This is a genomic window from Ornatilinea apprima, from assembly GCF_001306115.1.
Taxonomy (GTDB): Bacteria; Chloroflexota; Anaerolineae; order Anaerolineales; family Anaerolineaceae; genus Ornatilinea; species Ornatilinea apprima.
In genome coordinates this window covers 162,065-184,871 of sequence record NZ_LGCL01000002.1, presented here as the reverse complement: position 1 = coordinate 184,871, position 22,807 = coordinate 162,065, and the positions used below count along the sequence as shown (strand labels likewise).

At 51.2% G+C, this 22,807-nt stretch carries 21 protein-coding genes; 14 read left to right on the top strand and 7 right to left on the bottom strand.

What is annotated here, in order from left to right; translation table 11 throughout:
* Window positions 1-61: 61 nt before the first annotated feature.
* Window positions 62-727: a hypothetical protein gene (locus ADN00_RS00845; protein ID WP_075061053.1), complete on the bottom strand. Its 666-nt coding sequence runs from the start codon at window positions 725-727 to the stop codon at window positions 62-64.
* Window positions 728-1,120: 393 nt separating this feature from the next.
* Here ADN00_RS00845 and glmS point away from each other — a divergent pair, with 393 nt between their 5' ends.
* Entirely contained in the window at window positions 1,121-2,962 is a 1,842-nt protein-coding gene (glmS, locus tag ADN00_RS00840) for a glutamine--fructose-6-phosphate transaminase (isomerizing) (protein ID WP_075061052.1), read from the top strand.
* A 62-nt stretch (window positions 2,963-3,024) separates the two neighbouring features.
* Here the strand turns inward: glmS and ADN00_RS00835 are convergent, their stop codons facing one another.
* Window positions 3,025-4,182: an iron-containing alcohol dehydrogenase gene (locus tag ADN00_RS00835; protein ID WP_075061051.1), complete on the bottom strand. Its 1,158-nt coding sequence runs from the start codon at window positions 4,180-4,182 to the stop codon at window positions 3,025-3,027.
* Window positions 4,183-4,190: 8 nt separating this feature from the next.
* Complete coding sequence (locus ADN00_RS00830) at window positions 4,191-5,531, bottom strand: uridine kinase family protein (protein WP_075061050.1); 1,341 nt, start codon at window positions 5,529-5,531, stop codon at window positions 4,191-4,193.
* Window positions 5,532-5,688: 157 nt separating this feature from the next.
* Here ADN00_RS00830 and ADN00_RS00825 point away from each other — a divergent pair, with 157 nt between their 5' ends.
* The 13 genes from ADN00_RS00825 (at window position 5,689) to ADN00_RS00765 (ending at window position 19,143) form a co-directional block, all read left to right on the top strand.
* Complete coding sequence (locus ADN00_RS00825) at window positions 5,689-6,039, top strand: hypothetical protein (RefSeq protein ID WP_075061049.1); 351 nt, start codon at window positions 5,689-5,691, stop codon at window positions 6,037-6,039.
* 12 nt (window positions 6,040-6,051) lie between these two features.
* Entirely contained in the window at window positions 6,052-7,125 is a 1,074-nt protein-coding gene (locus ADN00_RS00820) for an Mrp/NBP35 family ATP-binding protein (RefSeq protein ID WP_075061048.1), read from the top strand.
* Window positions 7,126-7,130: 5 nt separating this feature from the next.
* Window positions 7,131-8,054, top strand: a complete 924-nt coding sequence (locus tag ADN00_RS00815) for a PSP1 domain-containing protein (protein ID WP_075061047.1) — start codon at window positions 7,131-7,133, stop codon at window positions 8,052-8,054.
* Between the two features lie 32 nt (window positions 8,055-8,086).
* On the top strand, window positions 8,087-8,923 hold the full coding sequence (locus ADN00_RS00810; RefSeq protein ID WP_075061046.1) for an ABC transporter substrate-binding protein: 837 nt from the start codon (window positions 8,087-8,089) through the stop codon (window positions 8,921-8,923).
* Window positions 8,924-9,047: 124 nt separating this feature from the next.
* The gene (locus ADN00_RS00805; RefSeq protein ID WP_075061045.1) at window positions 9,048-9,752 is read left to right on the top strand and encodes a FadR/GntR family transcriptional regulator; all 705 of its coding nucleotides are present in this window, start codon (window positions 9,048-9,050) and stop codon (window positions 9,750-9,752) included.
* Window positions 9,752-11,623 (top strand): 2-oxoacid:acceptor oxidoreductase subunit alpha, encoded by a 1,872-nt coding sequence (locus ADN00_RS00800; protein ID WP_407944708.1) that lies wholly within the window; start codon window positions 9,752-9,754, stop codon window positions 11,621-11,623. Before ADN00_RS00805 ends, ADN00_RS00800 begins: the two co-directional genes overlap by 1 nt.
* Window positions 11,624-12,664 carry a 2-oxoacid:ferredoxin oxidoreductase subunit beta gene (locus tag ADN00_RS00795; protein ID WP_075061044.1) on the top strand — a complete coding sequence of 347 codons (1,041 nt, stop codon included), beginning with the start codon at window positions 11,624-11,626 and terminating at the stop codon, window positions 12,662-12,664. It begins immediately after the preceding gene.
* A 110-nt stretch (window positions 12,665-12,774) separates the two neighbouring features.
* Window positions 12,775-13,245: a low molecular weight protein-tyrosine-phosphatase gene (locus ADN00_RS00790; RefSeq protein ID WP_075061043.1), complete on the top strand. Its 471-nt coding sequence runs from the start codon at window positions 12,775-12,777 to the stop codon at window positions 13,243-13,245.
* Complete coding sequence (locus ADN00_RS00785; protein ID WP_075061042.1) at window positions 13,242-14,159, top strand: fructosamine kinase family protein; 918 nt, start codon at window positions 13,242-13,244, stop codon at window positions 14,157-14,159. Before ADN00_RS00790 ends, ADN00_RS00785 begins: the two co-directional genes overlap by 4 nt.
* A gap of 25 nt (window positions 14,160-14,184) precedes the next feature.
* On the top strand, window positions 14,185-16,281 hold the full coding sequence (locus tag ADN00_RS00780; RefSeq protein ID WP_075061041.1) for an acetate--CoA ligase family protein: 2,097 nt from the start codon (window positions 14,185-14,187) through the stop codon (window positions 16,279-16,281).
* Window positions 16,282-16,297: 16 nt separating this feature from the next.
* Window positions 16,298-18,139, top strand: a complete 1,842-nt coding sequence (gene iorA / locus ADN00_RS00775; protein WP_082389782.1) for an indolepyruvate ferredoxin oxidoreductase subunit alpha — start codon at window positions 16,298-16,300, stop codon at window positions 18,137-18,139.
* A gap of 12 nt (window positions 18,140-18,151) precedes the next feature.
* Window positions 18,152-18,769 (top strand): indolepyruvate oxidoreductase subunit beta, encoded by a 618-nt coding sequence (locus tag ADN00_RS00770; RefSeq protein ID WP_201781124.1) that lies wholly within the window; start codon window positions 18,152-18,154, stop codon window positions 18,767-18,769.
* Between the two features lie 2 nt (window positions 18,770-18,771).
* Window positions 18,772-19,143 (top strand): carboxymuconolactone decarboxylase family protein, encoded by a 372-nt coding sequence (locus tag ADN00_RS00765; RefSeq protein ID WP_075061039.1) that lies wholly within the window; start codon window positions 18,772-18,774, stop codon window positions 19,141-19,143.
* Window positions 19,144-19,201: 58 nt separating this feature from the next.
* On the opposite strand, the gene ADN00_RS00760 is transcribed toward ADN00_RS00765, so the two are convergent.
* The 4 genes from ADN00_RS00760 to ADN00_RS00745 all read right to left on the bottom strand — a co-directional run bounded on the left by ADN00_RS00760 (window position 19,202) and on the right by ADN00_RS00745 (window position 22,794).
* On the bottom strand, window positions 19,202-19,861 hold the full coding sequence (locus tag ADN00_RS00760) for a CBS domain-containing protein (protein ID WP_075061038.1): 660 nt from the start codon (window positions 19,859-19,861) through the stop codon (window positions 19,202-19,204).
* A gap of 80 nt (window positions 19,862-19,941) precedes the next feature.
* Complete coding sequence (locus ADN00_RS00755) at window positions 19,942-21,024, bottom strand: LCP family protein (protein WP_082389774.1); 1,083 nt, start codon at window positions 21,022-21,024, stop codon at window positions 19,942-19,944.
* A gap of 67 nt (window positions 21,025-21,091) precedes the next feature.
* On the bottom strand, window positions 21,092-22,030 hold the full coding sequence (locus tag ADN00_RS00750) for a hypothetical protein (RefSeq protein ID WP_075061036.1): 939 nt from the start codon (window positions 22,028-22,030) through the stop codon (window positions 21,092-21,094).
* A gap of 8 nt (window positions 22,031-22,038) precedes the next feature.
* Window positions 22,039-22,794, bottom strand: coding sequence for a GNAT family N-acetyltransferase (locus tag ADN00_RS00745; protein WP_160317445.1), 756 nt, complete (start codon window positions 22,792-22,794; stop codon window positions 22,039-22,041).
* Window positions 22,795-22,807: the final 13 nt, after the last annotated feature.

Here is a 22,807-nt window from a genome sequence, read left to right as displayed (position 1 = left end):
CCAGTAGTTGAATGATCAATCCCGTGATGAGAATTCTCATCACGGGATTTTTCTATTAAGGTTACTTTTCTGCCAAAATTTCGACAGTGTTGACCAATAGCGTGTTGCAGCCTGAGTCTTGCCACCAACCGTCTGACGATCCGTCGGGTTTGAGGGAATCAATGCGCAAGATCTCGCGCCCACTGATAGCGACCTGGTCTCCGCTGCGGATTTGTAGAAGCTGCTCATAAATCTCTTCGCTGGCGGGGACGGTATGCAGGAGGTTGATGGTTCCGCGGGGCTGCGTGCCGCTGTCACAAAACCATGTGAAGTGGTGATTGCTGACGTTGGTTCTGACCAGGGAAGAATCTGCAAAATCACCGCTGGTTACCAGAATATCGTGGGTGAGCATGGGAAACTTCCCCATGCGAATGGGCGAAACATGCCGCACCAGGCCTGAAAATTGAGTCGCGCCCGCAAACTCATAGCTGATTTTCCAGGTTTGTTCTTCAGTGCCTTGAATGGTTTGAAAGTTATCGGAAACGGTGAAGTGTTCAAAATCCGGCGCGGTCAGGCCCCAGAAATCGGTGTTGGTGGAATAGAAAACAATAGAGCCAATAGTGCCGGCTACCAGGATCACCAGAAAAACAAAGAGTGGAGAGGACTGGATCAGGCATCCAATGGGGGCAAAAAGGATGTCTGATAGTGAAAAGCGACGTGGATTTTCAGAACTCGGGGTTGATTCCATAAAAATTTCTGGTAATATTTTGAAAATCAGATATACTTACTTGATGATTATATCTATTATCGGCATAAGCGTCGGTAAGTGGAGGTGAAAGACAACGAAGTTTTTTGGAGCAGAAGGAAAGAAAAGCGCATGGTCCTGGCTCACAGGGGTGAAGCGCCAGGATGACGAGGATGAGGGTTCCCTGCCGCAGGGCGGGGTTAACCGGCTATCGCCGGGAAAATCGAGAGATCAGCGGAAGCCCTCCACATTCAACCAACGAGTGTGAACTTTCCTACCATTTCAAAAAGATTAAATTGCCAGCCGAGAATTTTTACTCGCCTAGCGGCTCAGGCTGCGCGTGCCTGTGTATGGCGCGAACAGGCTGTGTGTTTTTTATCTATCAATGGAGGAACTATGTGTGGAATTGTTGGGTACATCGGCGATAAAGACGCCACACCCATTATCATCAATGGATTAAAACGGTTAGAGTACCGCGGTTATGACTCCGCGGGATTGGCTGTGATTGAAAACTCACATATCGAAGTGCGCCGCGACGCGGGCAAGCTGGCTAACCTGGTTAACCGCGTGGCCGAACGCCCGCTGAAGGGCAAAATTGGTATCGGCCATACACGCTGGGCGACGCACGGCGAGCCGAGCGAGCGCAACGCGCACCCGCACCTGGGGCAAACCGGTAAAGTAGTGGTGGTGCATAACGGCATTGTGGAAAACTTCATGGAGCTGCGCGAGGAGTTGGCAGCCGAAGGCGTGCTGTTTAACTCGGATACGGACACAGAGACGATCGTGCATTTGATCGAGCGCTATATGGGCGCGGGATCCAGCCTGGAACAGGCTGCGCGCAAGGCGCTGGTGCATTTGCAAGGGGCGCATGGCATTGTAGTGATGTCTACTCACGAGCCGGATAAAATTGTCTGCGCGCGGATTGGCAACGCCGGCGGGGTGGTGATTGGCAAAGGTGAAAATGAGATGTTCATCGCTTCCGATATCCCCGCCATTCTTGAGCATACCCGCCGGGTTGTATTCCTCGAGTCGCGGCAGATGGCAGTGGTCACCCAGAATGGGTATGAAGTGACCACGTTGGAAGGCGCGAAGGTCGCTGTGCAAGAGCACACGGTGGGCTGGGATCCAGTATCGGCAGAAAAGGGCGAATACCGCCATTTTATGCAGAAGGAAATTCACGAACAGGTCCGCGCTCTCACGGATACCCTGGCCGGAAGGGTGGATTTTGAAGAAGGCAAGATTCGCATTCCACAACTGAACCTGACGACAGAAAAAGCAAAACAGATCAATAAGATCATCATCACCGCTTGCGGCACGGCCGCCCATGCCGGCATGGTAGGAAAAACCTATCTGGAACGCATTGCGCGCGTCCCGGTTGAAGTGGAAATTGCTTCAGAATTCCGCTACCGCGATCCGATTGTGGATGAAAACACGGTAGTGCTGGCGATCAGCCAGTCGGGTGAGACGGCGGACACGCTGGCCGCCATGGAATTGGGCCGTATGCGCGGCGCGATCCTGTGGTCGATTGTCAACGCGATTGGCTCACAGGCCATGCGCCTGGCAGATGGCTATATCTCGATGCAGACGGGACCGGAGATTGGCGTGGCTTCCACAAAAGCGTTTACTGCGCCGCTGGTGGACCTGTACATGCTGGCGATTGTGCTTGGCGATATGCGTGGATACCTGAGCGACGCAGAGCGCCGCAAACTGGTCAACGATCTTCGCCTGGTGCCCAGTCTGGTGGGCGAATGCCTGAACCGGGAAGATGCCGTGTTTGAAGTGAGCAAGGCATTAAAGGACGTGCAGAATTCGATGTACCTGGGGCGGGGAATCAACATGCCAATTGCCTATGAAGGCGCGCTAAAACTCAAGGAAATTTCGTATATCCACGCGGAAGGTTACCCGGCAGGGGAAATGAAGCACGGCCCAATCGCCCTGGTCGATAAAGAAATGCTGGTGCTGGCTATTGCGCCTAAAGACCCCTGGTACGATAAGATGATCAGCCAGATTGAGCAGGCCAAGGCACGCGGCGGGAAGGTGGCTGTGATCGCCACCGATGGCGACACCCGCGCGGCCGAGATTGCCGACTATGTTTTCTGGGTGCCAGACGCGCCCTGGTATCTGACCCCGATTGTTACGGTTATCCCGCTGCAGATTTTTGCCTATCATATTGCCACGCTGCGCGGGCTGGACGTGGACCAGCCGCGGAACCTGGCCAAATCGGTGACGGTGGAATAAAAAATGGAAAATCAGCGGAGGTAATCAAGACTCCGCTGATTTTTTATAACTCATTTCCCATATTAAACCGCTTGACGGACAATTTCAGCCGACACTTCCGGCGTGATATCCTGGTTTTCACCCCAAACCACGTTGCGCTCAGTAAAGCGGTGCTCAATTTCGCGGGCAGCGGCTTCAGCATCGACGCCAAATTCACGCAAATGAGTGGGCATGCCGATGCTGTTGAAGAAAGCCTCCGTTCGGTCGATGGCCTGACCGGCCAGCGCGCGCGGGTCAGGCATCTTCAAATTCCACAAGCGGCGGCCGTACTGCGCTAATTTCTCCATTTTATCTTCCAGTTTATATCGCAGCAGTGAAATCCAGATGGGCGCCAAAGATTCAGCATGTGCAAGGCCGTAGAGGGCGGTTAGCTCGTGGCCGATGCGGTGGGTAGCCCAATCTTGCGGCGCGCCGCAGCGCAGATGTCCGTTGAGGGCCTGGGTGGCGCACCACATATAGGCGGCGCGCGCGTCGTAATCCGCGGGGGTGCGCAGCGCGTCTTGGGCAATCTCGATCAGCGTGCTGAAAATGGCTTCTGCCTGCCGGTCCACCAGGGGGTTGCGGTTGGGGAAGGTCATGTACTGCTCGCCAGCATGGATAAATGCGTCCACCAGCCCGTTGCGGATCTGCTCGACCGGCAGGGTGTAGGTGGTCTGGGGATCGAGGATTGAAAATTGGGGGTATAGGGCATCAGAGGAAAAGGCGTATTTTTCCTGTGTGCTTTTGCGGGATATGACGCTGATATTGTTCATTTCTGAACCGGTAGCCGCCAGGGTCAACACCACACCTATTGGCAGCGCGCCACGAAGAGGCGCTTTTTTGCTGACAATATCCCAGGCCTCGACCTGCGGATTGCGCGCCACGGCTGCGATGAATTTGGCAGCGTCAATCACCGATCCGCCGCCTACGGCCAAAATGAAGCCGATTTTTTCGCGTAAAACCACGTCGGCAGCCTGCATGCAGACTTCATATTCCGGGTTGGAGGGCACCCCGCCAAATTCAATCACACGATAACCGGCGAGCGCTGCTTTGACATCATTGTAGATGAAGTTCTTTTTGATCGAACCGCCACCGTAGAGCATGAGGATGGATTGATCGGTTGCTAATTGTGTAGGCAGGTTGGCGATAGAGCCTTTGCCAAAAACGATGCGGGTGGGGTTGTAGAAAGAAAAGTTATCCATGCTTACCTCTATTGTTCGTAGATACTTCCGCCAATAAATTCACGCAGGACGGAATCGCCAGGGACGGATGAGTCGTCTGTAACCCCGATAACGCTTGAGAGTAAGCCGCGCACGCGCTCGGCGCGTTCGTAAGCATCCTGGCGCAAGGGGTTACCATGATAATCATGCTCCCACTGAGTGAAATGGGCCAGCAACTTGGGCCGGTAGAGCGCGATTTCGTAGGGCATGGCGGTATTGATAATATAGTCGGTGGTGTTGATGTAAGGAATAATATTCCGCAACTCACTGGACCGCACATAATGCCAGTGCTCTAAAGTCTGACGCGGATCGTAGGCGCGGTGCGTGGCGTCCCGTAGCATGCGGCGAATCAGGCGCAGATCGGTCCAGCGGATGTACTGGTTGTTGTAATCTTTCATTTGAAGCAGAGGTTCAAGGTAGAGGCGGAACTGGTTTTCCAGGGGTATGCCGGCTGTCATTTCGCGATACAGACCGTGAAGGCTGTCGATAAGGATGATTTCATTATTTTTTAGCTGCATAGGGGTGGCTTCCAGGCGGCGAGTGCCGGTCTTGAAGTCATACGAAGGCAGCAAAACCTTCTTTCCGTTAATCAAACTCAATAGGTGCTGGTTTATTAACTCCAAATCAAGAGCCTGCGGGGTTTCAAAATCGTAATCGCCAAACTCATCTTTGGGATGCATGGCTAGGTCGTAGAAATAATTGTCTACATTGAGGGTGGCAAGCTTAAAACCAGCGTGTGACATGCGCTGTGCAATCTTGGTGGTGGTGGTGGTTTTTCCAGAAGAAGATGGGCCGGTGATGATCACCAGACGCAGTTGACTGGATTTTTCAAAAATCAGTTCGACAGCGTTTTCCAGGTCGGCCTGGTAGGCGGATTCAGATTCCACTACGATTTGGGGAAACTCACCACGGCCAATTCGCTGGTTCATAGTAGAGATGGTGTGCAGATTGTGGTTGACTGCCCAATCGAGCACCTTCCAAATTTTTGACCAGGGAATATTTTCTGAAGGCTGTGAAGCCAGCTTAGCGGTTTCACGTCGGCGGCGGGCGCGCTCTTCGCGGTATAGAATGTAGGCTTTCGCGACTCTAGCATGCCCGTTTTCGATGAGGATTTTTTCCACCATATCCTGAATTTCTTCCACGGTGGGGTCTTTACCGGCTGGCGTTGTTTGCTCCAGCATTTGTACCACCTGGCGAGTCAGGTTCTCGGCTGTAGAGCGGTCTCGCCCTCCAACGGCGACCGCGGCGCGATAAATGGCGTTAGTAATTCGATCGGGATTAAACGGAACTCGCGCCCCGGTGCGTTTAATCACAAAATCTAGTTTTGACATAGCTCTTCTCCCTGTTCGCATGCCTTTACTACAAATCCATTATACAGACAAACCGGATACGTTAAATACGAATGGGCGGGTGCGCTTGACTAAAGGTATAAGGGTGATAGAATATACCAGACAGGCAGCTACTATAACGGATAAGGAAAGAACCTGAATGAACAACCCAGACACGGATTTAATCTTTCCCTTGCGAGTGATTCCGGATCTGGCCGATCTGCGTGGAGATAAATGGAACCATCTGGTGGATCAATTGATCACTCCTGATGCGGACCGAGTTTCTCAATGCGGTTTTGTGCTGATGATGGCCAGGCTGGGCGGCTGCGTTACCTGTAATTCGGATTCTTTCCGGGCAATGCGTGGCTGCACACAATGCGCGCAAAGGACGATCCGGCGCTTTAAGGGGGATGACGAAGAGTTGATCAAAGAGTATGAAGCTCATCGTGAGGAATATCGACAGTACCTCAATGAGCAGAGGACGAAAAGTAAACACCGGAAACGGAGTTGAAAGGAAAAAAGAATGTCTACTTCACTACAAGACCGCGTTTTAGACGCATTGCGAACCGTTCAAGAACCGGAGCTGCATCGAGATCTTGTTACCCTCGGAATGATTAAAGATTTAGTGGCTAATGATGGTAAGATCTCTTTCACCATTGAATTGACCACGCCAGCCTGCCCATTGCGCAACCAAATCGAGTCGGAAGCACGCCAGGCCGTGTCGATGGTGGACGGAGTGAAAGAAATCCAAATCAAAATGGGTGCGCGCGTGAGATCGGATGGCCAGAATCGTGATCAAATGGCATTGGCGGTCAAGAATATTGTTGCCATCGCGTCTGGAAAAGGCGGCGTTGGAAAAAGTACCGTGGCGGTGAATGTAGCCGTCTCGCTGGCACAAAGCGGAGCGAAAGTAGGTTTGCTGGACGCGGATATTTACGGTCCCAATGTTCCCACCATGATGGGCGTGGATGGTTTGCCGCCCCAACCCGGCAAGAAAATGATGCCGGCTGAGGCGTATGGCGTGAAGATGATTTCGATTGGCTTCATGGTTAAACCGGATCAGCCTCTGATCTGGCGCGGCCCGCTGCTGCATTCGGCTATTCAGCAGTTCCTGCAAGATGTGGATTGGGGCGAGCTGGACTATCTGGTGGTGGACCTGCCGCCAGGAACCGGCGATGTGCAGTTGAGCCTGGCTCAGCATGTGCCGTTGAGCGGCGGTGTGATTGTAACTCTGCCGCAGGCGGTTTCTTTGGAAGACGCCCGGCGCGGATTAGAAATGTTCCGCAAATTGAATGTGCCCCTTCTCGGTGTGATTGAGAATATGAGTTATTTAGAATTACCGGACGGGCAGCGGATGGACGTGTTTGGCAGCGGCGGCGGTGAAAAACTGGCCGAAGCGGCTAATGTTGATTTTATGGGTGGCATTCCTATGGATCCCTCGGTGCGAATTAGCGGTGACAACGGTGTGCCGGTTGTGGTCTCCAATCCAGATTCGGCGCCGGCTCGCGCGCTGCGGGGCCTTGCGGAGAAGATCGCGGCTGCTTTAAGCGTGGCAGCGATTCAATCGCACGGCGTTTCCATCCATTTAGGCGAGTAAACCTGATGTCTCAAGCGGGAAGTCCAAAACTAGTCGGGCTGCGGTTTTCGAAGGTAGGGAAAATCTACCATTTTGACGCTACCAATTTGCCTGAATTGAAAATTGGCGATCGCGTGGTGGTGGAAACCGCGCGCGGGTGGCAGCTCGGCGAAGTTATTCAATGGGTGAAGGACGATCAAGACGTCGGCGAAGGCCCTTGGAAAGCCATTGACCGCAAAGCCACACCGCGCGATCTGGTCTTGCGACAGGATTGGGCGCGCAAAGAAGAGCAGGTTGTTGAGCTGGCTCGTCAGAAAACCAAAGAGCTGCGGCTGTCTGGGGTGAAGATTGTGGTCGCTGAGTTTAGTTTTGATGGCAGTCGACTTTCGATACTCTTTAGCAACGACACCGAAGAAAAGATTGATGTCAAGAATTTACGCAAGGCTGTGCAAAAATATTACCCAGCCTCTCAGGTCGAACTGCGCCAGATCGGTCCGCGTGATGTGGCAAAAATATTAGAGGGAATTGGCGCCTGCGGGCTGGAAAAGCGCTGTTGCTCGGCATTCTTAACCGATTTCAATTCGATCTCGATTAAGATGGCTAAAGAGCAAGGAATTTCGTTGACCCCTTCGGAAATCACTGGCATGTGCGGACGGCTGCGCTGCTGTTTGAATTATGAATATGAGTTGTATTCCAAACTGCGTAAGACTCTGCCTAAGCGAAATAAGCGTGTCAGTACACCAGCAGGTGAGGGGAAGGTCGTAGAGGTTATGACCCTACGGGAAATGGTTGTAGTCGATATTCCTGAACAAGGCCGCAAGACTTTTAACAAGGACGAAATTCAACGCCTGGATGAGCGGGGCCGCCCGATCGAAAACCCGGTAAGCAGCCCGGAGGATGCTGAGACTGATGACGAAGGCGATGAAGGCGTAAGCAATTTGAACGAGTAATGCGGTTCGAAAGGGCTTTGTGAAAGATGAGAGTGATTTCTCTGGTTCCATCGGTTACGCAAAGCATTGTGGATTTAGGACTCGGTAACACTCTAGTCGGTGTTACCGAGTTTTGCCTTTCATCATCTGCCCTAAATCAACAGGTGATAAAGATTGGTTCACCGAAAAAGTTGAATATTGAGCAGGTTTTTAGCCTGCACCCGGATTTTGTCTTTGGCAACCCGGAGGAAAATTCACAAAAGGATATCGAAGAGCTGCAGGAATTGGGCATCCCTGTTGTGCTGCAATTTCCCAAGACCATCGAGCAGGCGCTTAGCGATTTGTGGGAAATCGCGCGGTTATTAAAGAGCCAACCGGCGGCAGCGCGGGTGGACATGCTAGAGAGAAGCTGGGAGTGGTTTCGGGCCAGCCGGGTTTCTGAACCTAAGCGGCGCGTCTTCTGTCCGATCTGGCAGTCAATTGATGAACTTGCGCAGCCATGGTGGATGGTCTTTAACGGTGATACCTATCCGGGCGATGTGATTCGCCAGTTTGGGGGTGAGAATATCTTTGAGACACGCCAGCGCCTGTATCCGCTGGAAGCAGATCTGGGTCTGAAAAAAGCGGAAGATCCTGGTCTTCGCGATGTGCGCTATCCACGAGTAACGTTGGATGAGATTGTTGAAGGTCAACCGGAGATCATTTTGCTGCCTTCGGAGCCGTTCGCATATTCTTCCGGGCATATTTCATTATTCTTGAAACTGTTTGTGGACACACCAGCTGGTAAAAGCCATCGGATTCGGTTGGTGGATGGCCGACTTTTGACCTGGCATGGAACTTTTTTAGCGCATACGCTGGCGGAACTCCCTGAAATATTTAATATTGAATGAACAAATGTGAATTGTAATTGAAACTACATTACAAACGTCTCATTGAACGGGACGATTAAAGATGTTATACTGGCTGCAGAGCAAATGATCTAATTAATCTGATGATTTGTTCTGAAAGCCAGAAATGATAAAAAAACAACCCGCATCACAGCCATCCCTATCCAATTTTTTGAGCTATCTGGCAATGCATGTGCGCCAGGATTCCCAGCGACTGCCCACTCTGTCTGAATTAAGCCAGGAGATGGGTGTAAGCACCGCCAGTGTGCGGGAGCAGTTGGAAGTAGCCAGAGCACTGAAGCTAGTTGAGGTCAAGCCACGAACGGGTATTAAGCCGCTGCCCTATAATTTTTCAGACGCCATTCACATCAGTCTCAATTATGCTATTGAAGTAAACCCGGAATTATTCCGGGATTTTTCTGATCTACGAAAAAAAATAGAGGCGGCTTACTGGTATGAAGTGGCTGCGCAGGTTACCGGCGAGGATATTCATTATCTAAACCAACTGGTCGATCGAGCGATGGAGAAACTCCGCAGCCGGCCGCCGCAGATTCCGCAATGGGAACACCGTGAATTACATATCACGTTATATAAGCGTCTGAGGAACCCGTTTGTGCTTGGGCTTCTCGAGGCGTATTGGGACATGTATGAGCAGGCCGGATTGAATTCTTTTGTTGACCTGGCATACCTGGAAGCTGTATGGCAATATCACCAGTCGATTGTCAGTGCTCTGGAGAAAGGTGACCTGGTTGGCGGTTATAAAATGCTTACTGAGCATATGAATCTTCTATACCAAAGACCGCACGATGACTCGCGTCAAAAATTTGAGTGATGAATCTATCTAAAAGGAGCAAATTCGAAATGTCTCCAATGAATGAGACTGAACCTTTTCAGGCTACGCCCGCCGAGCGCATTGTCAATGATTTTTCCATCACCTTCAGTACGGTAAATGGGTCCGGCAGCCAGACGGCTAACACAACGCTGCTGAGGGCGTTGTTCAAAATGGGGATACCTGTCTCCGGAAAAAATATATTTCCCTCCAATATTAAGGGACTGCCAACCTGGTACACGCTGCGATTAAGCCGCGAGGGCTGGCTGGCGCGGGTGGAACAGGATGATATTGTCGTGGCTATGAATGCATCCACCATTCAAAAAGAGTTGGATTACATTGTTCCCGGTGGCGTTCTTTTTTATGCGGATGATATTCAGGTACCGCGCACTCGTGCTGATGTAACTTACTATCCTATGCCAATCAAGCAGATTTCAAAAGATTCGAATGTGTCTCCAAAGATGCGCGATTATGTTGCCAATATGGTGTATGTTGGCATTCTGGCTCAAATGTTGGGGATTGACTTAGAAAAAATTCGCGTGGCTCTCGATTTCCATTTCAAAGGGAAACAGGCCGCGGTTGACGGGAATATGGCGATTATTCAATTGGCGGTTGATTGGGCGCGAGATAACCTGGTCAAGACGGACCATTATTTTGTTGAGCCCATGAATGGAACCCAAGATTGCATTATGTCCGATGGAAATACCGCTGCTGCGCTGGGTTCCATCTACGGCGGCGTGCAGTTTTTGGCCTGGTACCCCATTACACCGGCATCCTCTTTGCCGGAAGCGTTGCATGAATACCTGCCGCTCTTGCGAAAAGAGAAAGAAACAAAACGCTGCACCTATGCTGTGGTACAAGCTGAGGATGAACTGGCGGCCATAGGAATGAGTATTGGAGCGGGCTGGGCCGGTCTGCGCGCGATGACGGCCACCTCGGGCCCTGGATTGAGCTTGATGTCTGAATATTTGGGATTGGCGTATTTTTCGGAGGTGCCGGTGGTGGTTTGGGATGTGCAGCGCGTAGGCCCCAGCACAGGGCTACCCACGCGGACCGCGCAAGGCGACCTCACGCAAGCATTTTTCCACAGTCACGGTGATTGTCAATTCATCATTTTGATTCCGGGTTCAATCAACGAGTGTTTTGAACTTGGCTGGAGAGCTTTTGATATCGCTGAACACTATCAGACTCCCGTTATCGTTTTGAGTGACCTTGACATGGGAATGAACCAGTGGATGTCGAAACCATTTCAATACCCAGACGAACCAATAGACAGGGGAAAGATTTTATGGGAAGACGATTTGCAGAAAATGATCGATACGAACGGTAAATGGGGCCGATATTGGGATGTTGACGGCGATCATATTCCATACCGGACAGTGATGGGCAACCAGCATCCCGCGGCTGCGTATTTCGCTCGCGGCACCGGGCATGATGAATTTGCCAATTACAGCGAAACCGGTGAGGATTGGCAAAATTTGATGACCCGCCTGGACGCGAAATATCAATCATCGCGGGAGGCGCTGCCTGGACCAATCATCGAAACCATGCAAGGATCTGAGATTGCCATCATATCCATGGGCTCCGCGGAGTTTGCAATTCAGGAAGCACGCAAGCTGCTTAAGGATGTTGGCATTCCATCAGATTATTTACGAGTGCGTTCTATCCCGTTTTCGAAAAAAATCGCAGATTTTACCCGTGCCTATAAAAAGGTATATGTTGTGGAACTCAATCGTGACGGTCAATTAAAGCAGTTGCTCATGTTGGACATGCCTGAATTGGCGACCCGGTTTATCCAATTATCGCATTTAGACGGTTTGCCGCTGACCGCTAAATGGATCAAAGAGCAGGTCATTCGCGCGGAGGGTAAATAAATGGCTGATATATTAACTGAAAAAAGCGTCAACGCAATTGGCATGCAGCGTTCGGATTATAAAGGACTTCCTTCCACTTTGTGCCAGGGCTGTGGGCATAATTCTGTTTCGGCGCAAATCATTTCTGCGTGTTATGAGTTGGGTATTGACCCGGCCCGGATTGTTAAATTTAGCGGTATTGGCTGCTCCAGCAAAAGCCCCACCTATTTTCTGGGGCGCAGCTTTGGATTTAATGGGCTGCATGGAAGAATGCCGTCTCTGGCTGAAGGGGCTTTGTTTGGCGATACAAGGTTAAAGGGCCTCGGTGTGAGCGGTGATGGAGACACCGTCAGTATCGGCATGGGGCAGTTCAAGCACATCATTCGCCGGAACATGCCCATGGTCTATATTGTAGAAAATAACGGCGTGTATGGGTTAACCAAGGGACAGTTTTCTGCAACGGCCGAAAAGGACCTTGAATTGAAGAAACAAGGCCGTAATCTATATTCTCCGGTTGATATTTGTATGGAAGCCTTGATTGGAAATGCCTCCTTTGTTGCCAGGTCTTTTGCCGGCGACCCAAAGCAGGTGAAAGAATTAATTAAGGCCTCCTTGGTTCATAATGGATTGGCGGTTATCGACATCATCAGCCCTTGCGTAACCTTTCATAATTTGGAAATGTATATGCATTCCTATACCTGGGGAAAGAAGCATGAAGTGCCCTTGCATGACCTTTCCTTTGTTCCCATGGAAGAAGAAATTATGATTGAGGACTTTAACCAGGGTTCCTGCCGGGAAATTGAGCTGCATGACGGTTCCAAAATATTGCTGCGTAAACTGGCTGAAGATTATGATCCGACCAACCGTTGGGAAGCACTGCGCATGTTGGAAGAGGCTGAAAGAAAGAATCAACTGGTTACCGGGTTGATCTACTTTAACCCAGCTCCGACGAATTTCTTTGATATGTTCAAACTGACTGAAAAACCGCTTAATCGACTGGAGCCGGAAGAGATCCGCCCGGCAAGAGACACCTTGGAAATGGTCAACAATCTCATGTTCTAGTGGCAGCCCACGGCCAGCTTCAGACAGGCCGTGGGTTTTTTGATTCTGATTCTAAAAACGAGGTGGTTATTGTTATAATTGTTTCATCTTAATTCTTAAAGGTTCAACTGATGGAGAATCCAAAAATAAAAGTTGTATTTGTGTGCCTGGGTAATATTTGCCGTTCTCCGATGGCTGAGGCCGTTTTTAAGAGCCTGGTCAAAGAGGCCAGCCTCGAAGAGCAATTTGAAATTTCTTCTGGGGGAACAGGCGGCTGGCATACAGGTGAACGCCCGCACTCGGGAACCCAGGCGGTTCTCAAGTTAAATCAGGTATATCTCGATCCGCAAAAACGGGCTCAGCAGGTTAACTCTGTAGCGCTTCGTCAGGCGGATTATGTGGTCGCTTTGGACCAGGAGAACGCGGCCGCGCTAAAAAGACTGGGTGTTGAGTCCAGGCTGCTGTTGAGCTATTGCGATAATGGGCACCCGCTCGACGTGCCTGACCCCTATTATGAGCAGAATTTTGATGTGGTATACGATCTGGTGCGCGATGGCTGCCAGTGTTTGCTAAATGAAATTCGCGCCAGGCATGGATTATGAGCGATTTCCCCGTACCGCTGGAAGACAGAATTCGGGAAGCCTTGCAGCGCTGCGGGGATTTTTCTGCATGGAAGAGCCTTGTGCGGGTTGGAGGTGGGTGCATCAGTCAGTCCGCTAGGTTGGATACCGAAGAAGCCGTCTATTTTGTAAAATGGAATCCCCGCCCCTTTCCGAAGATGTTTCAGATTGAAGCTGAAAGCCTCGCCTATCTCGCCAGCACGCACAGTGTGAATGTTCCAAAGGTATACGCGTGGGGCGAGAAAGAAGGCGCCTTGCCGGGGTTCCTCTTAGTGGAATGGGTTGGTGGGGCGGCTGGCGGAGGGGTGGGGCATCATCACCGTTTGCTTGGCGAGCAGCTGGCTGTTTTGCATCGTTGTACTTCTGAGAAGTATGGAAATCGATTTGGCCTATGGTATGACAATTACATTGGCAGCAACCCGCAATTGAACACCTGGAGTGGAAGTTGGGTGGACTTCTTCAGAGATTGCCGGTTGAAACCACAGTTTGATCTGGCGGTCCGCCAGGGACGCATGCCGGGCAAGCGGAAACGTTTGCTGGAAAAAGGTATGGATCATCTGGATCAATTCCTGGGCGGCCGGGATATTCAACCTTCCCTCTTGCATGGAGATTTGTGGGGCGGTAATTTTATTGTGGGAATAAATGACCAACCCTATTTGATTGATCCGGCGATCTTTTTTGGCGACCGGGAAGCGGACTTGGCATTCACAGAATTGTTTGGCGGTTTTTCTCGAGACTTTTATGATGCGTATCAAACTGCCTGGCCATTAGATCCGCAATATGCTGAGCGAAAATCCATTTATAACCTTTACCATCTGCTTAACCATTTGAACTTGTTTGGCGAGAGCTACGGAAGTTCGGTAGATGCAATCCTATCGCATTTTTTTGGCAATTGAATATTAGCAACCCCGGAGGAAATGAATGATCGAAAGTTTGCGGCCTTTCTTTAATCCGCTTGGCGTGGCAGTGATCGGCGCCAGCTCCAACCCAGCGAAACTTAGCTATGGGATTTTGGAGAATCTTAAGCAGTATGGTTACAGCGGGGAGATTTACCCGGTTAACCCGAAAAGCGACGTGATTCTTGGTCTTCAATGCTTTCCCGATATCCGATCGGTTCCCGACCCGGTTGATCTGGCGGTGGTAGTGTTGCCAGCGAATTTTGCTCCGCAGGTTTTGCGGGATTGCGCGCAAAGAGGGATTAAGGCGGTTACGATTATTTCCGGGGGGTTTAAAGAGGTGGGAGATGAGGGAAGGGCGCTTGAGGAAGAGTGCCTTATTATTGCACGTGAAAATGGTATCCGGATCATCGGACCCAATTGTGTGGGAACCATGGACCTGTACAGCGGATTGAATACCACTTTCATTCGCGGCGTTCCCGACAAAGGCGGCATTGGCTTCCTTTCGCAATCTGGCGCGATTTGCGGTGGTGTTGTGGATTACGTGAAAGGAAAAGGAGTTGGTTTCTCGCATTTCATCAGCATGGGGAACGAATTGGACGTAACCGAAACAGACATGATCGCTTACTTGGGTGAAGACGAGCATGTGAAGGTGATCGCGGGATATGTTGAGGCCATTGAGGACGGGCAGCGGTTTGTTGAGGTGGTAAAAGAGGTGTCCAAGAAAAAGCCAGTGGTTCTCTTAAAGGCTGGCCGTTCGCAGGCGGGAGCCCGTGCGGTCTCCTCACATACCGGCTCCATTGCCGGTTCGCACGCCGCCTACCAGGCAGCTTTTGCCCAAAGCGGTGTGATTGAGGTTAATACAGTCTCGGAGCTGTTTGATGTGGCCCTGGCTTTTGACAAACAACCACTGCCGGTGGGCAAGAACACGGCCATTATCACCAATTCAGGTGGGCCGGCTGCGCTGGCTTCGGACGCGTTGTCGGCGCACTCATTTGAACTGGCAGATTTATCTATTGAAACTAAGGAAAAACTGCGCGCCATTCTCAACCCAAGCGCTCAGGTGGCTAATCCAGTAGATATGTTGGGCGGGGCTGAGCCGCATGAGTATGAAAACGCACTGAAAGCTGTGGTGCAAGATGATAATGTGGATAATGTGTTGACCATCCTGGTGCCCACCTCCCTGGTTGACCCGCGAGAAATTGCCCATTCGATTCTGGCTGCCTGTAAAAACCAGCCAAAAACATCGCTTTCGGTGATTTTTGGCGAAGAGAGTATCGCTGAACCGCGAAAAATTCTGCACGCGAATAATATTCCTATGTACGTGTTCCCAGAAACCCCGGCGGCGGTGCTGGGCGCGATGTCGCGGTATAAAGATTGGAAGAACAAACCGGCGGATGAACCGTGGATCGCGCCCGCATACCAACGCGAAATTGCCAGTCAACTGCTTGGGCGCAACAACCATTCGTCTTCGGTTGGTGAGGCGGATACCCGGCCAATCTTGAAGGCTTATGGCATTCCGGTTATTGAAGGTGAATTTGCCAGTTCTGGTAGCATGGCGGCTACTATCGCGGAGAAAATGGGTTTCCCAGTGGTAATGAAGATTGTATCCCCCGATATCTTGCACAAATCCGATATGGGCGGGATTCGATTGAATATTTCCGATCCAGAATCTGTGCTGACCGCTTTCTATGAAATGGTTGAGGATGTTCAACGTAAGATGCCAAAAGCTCACATCGAAGGCGTTTTGATCGAACGAATGGCTACCAAAGGGTCAGAAGTGATTATTGGGATGAAGCGTGACCCCAGCTTTGGTCCGTTGATGATGTTTGGATTGGGCGGCATTTATGTGGAATTGTTCAAAGATGTTGGTTTTTGTATCTCACCCTCCAGCAGAGACCAAGTTTTGGAGATGATCGATTCCACGCGAGCCGGCCAATTACTGGCGGGTTTGCGCGGACAAACCGCGGCTGACGTTGATGCGATTGTGGAAATCGTGATGAGGATGGCTGATCTTGCGCGAGACTTCCCGCAAATTCAAGAAATGGAAATTAACCCATTGAGGGTGTTTGACCAGGGCCATGGCGCGTTAGCGCTCGATGGAAGAATCATACTTGGTTAATGTGAAAGGGACGATGATGGTAAAAAGGCTTTTATCTGGTAATGAAGCGGTTGCCAGGGGGGCATGGGAAGCCGGCGCCAGGGTGGGTTCTGGATATCCCGGCACGCCCAGTACGGAAATTATGGAAACCTTTGCGACCTATCCGGGCGTGTATGCCGAATGGGCTCCCAACGAAAAGGTGGCAATGGAAGTAGCTATTGGCGCAGCCTACGCCGGACGGCGGGCTTTTTGCACCATGAAGCATGTGGGCGTCAATGTGGCCGCTGACGCGTTATTTTTTGGAGCGATGACAGGTATCGAAAAGGGACTGGTCTATATCAGCGCGGACGACCCATCGATGCATTCATCTCAAAATGAACAGGATAACCGCCAGTACGCCCGTTTTGCTAGAATCCCATGCCTGGACCCGGCCGATAGTCAGGAAGCCAAAGACTTTATGAAGGCCGCGTTTGAGATCAGCGAGCAGTATGATACCCCTGTGCTGCTGCGGCTGACAACACGGGTATGCCATACGTCTACTCCGGTGGATTTGGATGCGCAACATGAGCATGATCTCGCCCCTATTCAATATCCGCGGAACCCGGCAAAGTACTGCATGCTTCCGGCGAATGCCCGTAAGCGGCATGTTGTGATTGAACATCGCCTGGACGAGTTAGCCCAATTCGCGGAAGTTACGCCACTTAACCGGGTGGAACAACGCTCATCCGAGATTGGGATTATCACTGGAGGAATTGCCTACCAGTACGCGCGCGAAGTTTTCCCGGATGCCAGCGTTTTAAAGCTGGGGATGGTTTATCCGCTGCCGGTGAAGTTGGTTAAAGATTTTGCCAGGAGTGTGAAAAAATTAATAGTGCTGGAAGAGCTGGATCCCTTTATTGAGCAACAAGTGCGCTTGTTGGGTGTGGAGCTTTTCCAACCTCAAAACCTTTCTTCTCCCAAACGAGCCGATCAAAAATCGATCTTTCCGGTTTTTGGTGAGCTTAATACCTCAATTGTGCGCGCTTCGGCGGTAGAAGCCGGACTGATAGCGGGTGAAGCAGAACCGGTACCCGAAATTGCACTGGGCGATTTGCCACCGCGCCCGCCCACGCTGTGCGCTGGCTGCCCGCACCGCAGCACATTCTATATTCTTTCCAAGCTAAAAGTGCCTGTAAATGGTGATATTGGCTGCTACACGCTGGGAATTGCGCCGCCATTAAACGCGATGCATACCGTTGGTTGCATGGGCGCCAGCATTAGCGTGGCCCACGGTGCTGCAGTTGCTGGCGATGCTGAGCGGCATGTGGCGGTGATTGGGGATTCCACTTTCTTTCACACCGGTATTCCGGCGTTGATCAATGTGGTCTATAACCAATCTAATGTCATCACGGTGATCATGGATAACCGCATCACGGGGATGACAGGTCACCAGCAAAATCCGGGAACCGGAAAAACATTACAAAACAAACCATCTGTTCAGCTGAATATTGAGACACTGGTGCGCGCTTGCGGAATCGAGCATGTTAAAACGATTGAAGGTTACGATGTGAAAGCCATCGAATCCACTTTGAAAGAATGGATGAAGATGGATGAGCCGGCTGTTCTGATCACGCGAGAAGAATGCGCTTTACTTCCCTCGGCGCGCAAACGCTGGACTCCGCTGCAGGTGGTGGAAGAAAAATGCAATGGGTGTACGGCTTGTTTCCGCATCGGCTGCCCGGCAATTTTGAAATCATCCAAGATGGATGAAAAGTACAATCGTCCGCTGGCAGAGATCGATCCGTTTTTGTGCACCGGTTGTGAAATTTGTGCCCAGGTATGCCCGCGTGACGCAATTTTGTTCCGCAGTCAGCTTGCAAGACCATTAACTGAAGGGTAAAGGCAGGAAAGCGTGGAAAAAAAGAAACTGGATGCGACTGAAAAGCCTGTCCGCTTTTTTCTGGTAGGGGTTGGCGGCCAGGGAACCATTCTGGCCAGCGACGTTCTGGCTGAAGTGGGCTTGAAATGCGGTTATGATGTGAAGAAGGCGGAAATCCACGGGATGTCTCAACGAGGCGGAAGCGTGGTCTCGAATGTTGTTTGGGCCAGACAGGTGTTTTCACCCATTATCAGCGTGGGTGAGGCGGACGTGCTGATTGCTTTCGAGAAGTTGGAAGCGTTGCGATTTCTCCCGTTCCTACAGCCAGGGGGATTGTTACTTGTGAACGATTATTCTATCGCGCCAGTGACAGTGAGCGCGGGAGTAGCTCTATACCCTAAAGACGATGCTCTTTATTCCCAACTGCGACAGCGGAGTCAAAGTCAGACCTGGGTTAAGGGTGTTGAACTGGCAGACAGCCTGGGGAGCGCGAAAGCGGCTAACGTGGTTTTGTTGGGAAGCCTTTCGGCTTTGATCTCGGGGGACGCGGATGTGTGGTTGGAGGCAGTTCTGCAACGCGTTCCCGCGAAATTTGCTGATCTAAACAAAAAGGCGTTTGAAGCGGGAAGAGCAGTGGTGATGGAGAAATGACCATGAGCAAATCGGATCGGCTGGCGGAATTTGAATCGTATCGGCAGCAGATGAATGAGCGCATTGCTCAAATTGATCGCCTGGGGATCAAGCGCTTCTTTAACCTGGATTCGAGCGCGTATAAAGACGGCGCATTGAGCGGTAAAGAGAAAGAGCTTTTGGGGCTGGTCGCTTCGATGGTGCTGCGCTGCAACCATTGCATCGATTATCACATTTTGCAGTGCGTGGATGCCGGTTGGAGCGATGAAGAGTTGGTGGACGCTTTCAACGTGGCGCTCATTGTGGGGGGCAGCATCGTCATTCCTCATTTACGGCATGCTGTAGAAAGCCTGGATCTGGCGCGGTTGAGAAAGATAGAGGATAAAGACAAATAACAAGCATCGGGGGCGGCAAAAGGCCGCCCCCGAAATTGTTTGTTCTGTGCTAATTTGATTAATCTCTTTTGGATGACACACCGCGCACGTCGATAACTTTGACGACAAATGGCTTTATGGCTTCAACGGCTTGTTTGGGATCAACGCAATCCACCTTAACCAGGATTTCACCCGTGTCTGCGCTTTCACCCATAAATGTGCCTAGGGCCATGATGTCTCCCCCCAGCTCATGAATGGCTTTTGTAATCGAGGCCAGCACGCCAGGCTGCCGGGTTACCTCTGCTGTGATGCGGACACCCGGATCGCGCGCGCCCATCACTTCGAGGAAGATTTTGAAAAGGTCTGTCTCGGTGATGAAGCCGACTAATTTATCGTCGCGCATCACCGGCAAACCGGAGATGTGATTGTCGGTCATGATGCGTGCGGCTTCTTCCAGGGGGGTGTCTTCGGTAACGGTGATCACCTCACGAGTCAGAAACTCTTCAATGGTTACTTTTTTCATGATGGAACGCATTTCCCAGACGGATAAACTGGTCGCATCCGATGGGTAGGCTTTGAGAAGGACTCGTTCAGAAACGATACCAATTAATTTTCCACGGTGATCAACGACCGGGAGGCGGCGAATTTTTTCTTTATGCATTAAGTCCAGAGCATCTTGTAGAAGCGTATCTGGATAGACAGTGATGACAGGATGAGACATTCGGTTTCCGACTAGCATAGTGCTCCTCCTTGGGTGCAGAAAAAGTGTATAGACCTGGAATGATTGTACATTAAAACCAGATAGAAGTGATAGTAGCGTTAAGGCAATATACTATCTAGGCTGAATCCAGACGAAAACATTTCTTTCATCAAAGCGTTGATTTGGCCGTAATCTGGCAATAAAACGTTGGCACCTTCTGATGTTGTCCAGGGAGTAACCATCTCTCGCGTGATTGTTTGCGTATTCATACCGGTGACCGAGGCGCGAATTAGAGCGAGGCTAATCCGCGGCCATTCCCAGACAGGAAGATTGGTTTTGATTGCTTGAAAAACCGCGCTAAAAATCGCGGGGTAACGCGGCCAGGAAGCAGGGGAAATGCCCTGAAGGATGGCGGATTTCAGAAATACCTGTGTGTTTTTCATGCGGAAGAAGTCATCCGCTCCTTTGCGGTCGCGCACAAACGCCAGCGACTGATCGGCGTCGAGGTGATGGCTGCCAACCGGGTAGCCGGCCATGGGTTCATCCAACCGAACGGTTACACCGCCCATGGCGTTGACCACGTTTTTGAAGCCATCAAACTGTATCCGGATATAGTAGGGCACACGGATTCCAAAATTTTGTTCAATGGTTCGCCTGGAAAGGGTGGGTCCGCTGCCGGGCGTTTCGGCTTCGGCAAAGAAGTGAGCCGTGTTGATGCGGTTTTCACCGTAGCCTGGGATGGCAACCCAGAGGTCGCGAGGAATGGAAAGCCAGTTAACAGTGGGCAGCAACGGATTGACGGAGACCAGGATCATGGTGTCAGTTCGGCCCAGCGCGGTTCCATCGGGAGTGCGATCGACACCCAGCAGCAAGATATTGGTTCGAATCGGGGCGATTAAGTACAAAAGCGCAAGCAGCAGGAAACCTGTCAGCAGGCAGCCCAACGGCCCCAATTTTCTCTTATTGGATGACTTTGACGCCGCTGACGGCCGGGCGGGAAGCGCTGCCGCCGGCGTGGGTGGCTGTATGTAGACCGGTCGGGGAATCGGTTGAGCTTGCCCTGGTTGCGGCTGCGGGGAAGGCGGGTAAGTCGATGCGGGTATTTGCAAAGCTGGCGGCGGCGTGGGGATTGCACGCGTTACCGAATTATGGATGTTGACGGGTTGGGTAATTTCCTCAGGGTCGACGGGTTCTTCCCACATAAGTTCACCTATAAACTGGTTTGATTCCAGTGAATGATTATGCCATAAGCTGGCAAGTTAATCCACCTCAGCGTCTGGATTGGCGTTTTTTCTCTTCTTGCGAAATTCGCTGCAATTCCTGGGCGGCCTGTTGAAAATGCTCAAAACTCTTTTCGGCTTCCCTGAAACGGGCAGAGTGTGAGATGTGCCGACCATTAACTGATTTTGTGCCAAAGTACTTGTGCAGCAGCTCGTGGTACATGATGAAATCCAAAGTGTGCAAAGATACGGTCTGGTGATCCAGTGATCTTGAGACAGTCAGGATATCTTTTGTAACATCATAACATCCCATTGTGCGGTAGGTTCTGCGCGCTGACCAGGTGAGTGTGGGTTTTTCCAGCTTGTTATTGAAATATTTCCGGTTCACGCGTTCAAAACTGGCGTTCAGGTCGTGAAACGCGCCCTGGATATGGATCTTTTTGGGTTTGAGGGATGGATTTAATTGCGTGTAGCAATTTTGAAATGGGCGGGTAGCAATGAACGCTTTGATGACCGGATTATTTTTCGCGCTGGCATTCTTTTTTAACGTTTTTACGATTTCATTGAAGACAGAATCAGGGGCGTAAATGAAGCCTTCATGCAGGGTCGCATGGACGCTTTGTGAATTGTGATGGATGGAATAGGTATATTTGCAGTTGTAAAAGCGAATATCAAAATTTTGCTTGCGGGGCAGGGCGGTTTGAAAGGCTCGCGCTGCGCGAGCCAACGACCGGCAGTGCTGTTCGAGGTGGTCTTCTTCGACGAGATAAGCCAGCCATAAATAGGCCTGGCGCGCCGGGCTGGTCAGTTGGTTAAGGGGCGAATCGTAAGCCGATAATTTCTTGTGTATGCTGGTTGTCAGAGCGAGAATATCGTCCCTACTGGATTGGATGGCCGCCTGGTATTCTTTGCCTTCCAGGCGGGAGCAGCGGAAAAATTCCTCGTGCAGGGAATTTGTCAGTTTTATCAACCCACTGATGCGTAACATTGGAAGCCTTATGGTTCGAGGTAATAAAATGGAGCGGCGCCGGTTTGCATGAATCCCAGGCGGAGATAGACAGGCCGACCAGCAACCGAAGATTGCAGGACAGCTGTTTTGCAGCCTGCCTGATGAGCAAATTGGAGCAGCGATTGTGTGAGACGACTTCCTAATCCTTTCCCGCGCCATGCTGGGTGGACAGTGATGGAATAAAGCCCGGCGGTTTCTTCGAAGTAGTATAAAAGCGCGGTTGCTATGGTTTGCCGCGCGCTGGCGAGAGCAAAAATGAATAGTTTGGGGTCTTCGCAGGTGAATAACCCCGCAACAAAAGCACGGACGCCGTCGCTTATGGTTTCGGGGAGATCGTAACCGCTCAAGTAAGCTTTGGCCCAGGCTTCCGCATACGGTGGGTTTGGGCCGCGGGAAACTCGCAGAGAGTAGTCATGTGGCCAGGCAACCAATGAGTCTGGAATAATGGTAATGTCCGCGGCCATCCAGGCGGCTGAATACCCAATTTGAAAGCCGGCCTTCAGCAGGGCTGTTTGCAGATCGCGATTATGGGATGGAACCGAGGGCCACCATGAATAGGCGGCTGCCGCGTTGTGGTGGTCAAAAAACGCCTGTGCTTGGGCTATGAGGGTGTTTGTGTTGAAGTTCGCGCCAGCGTAGCTGAAGACAAAATTCATTGCGGATGAGTTGGCAGGTGTTTGCAACCCCATGCCCCAATCCGATTCGAATCCGCGGCTGCCGGGCAAACCGGCCAGGACTCTCATATAAGCTCTGACA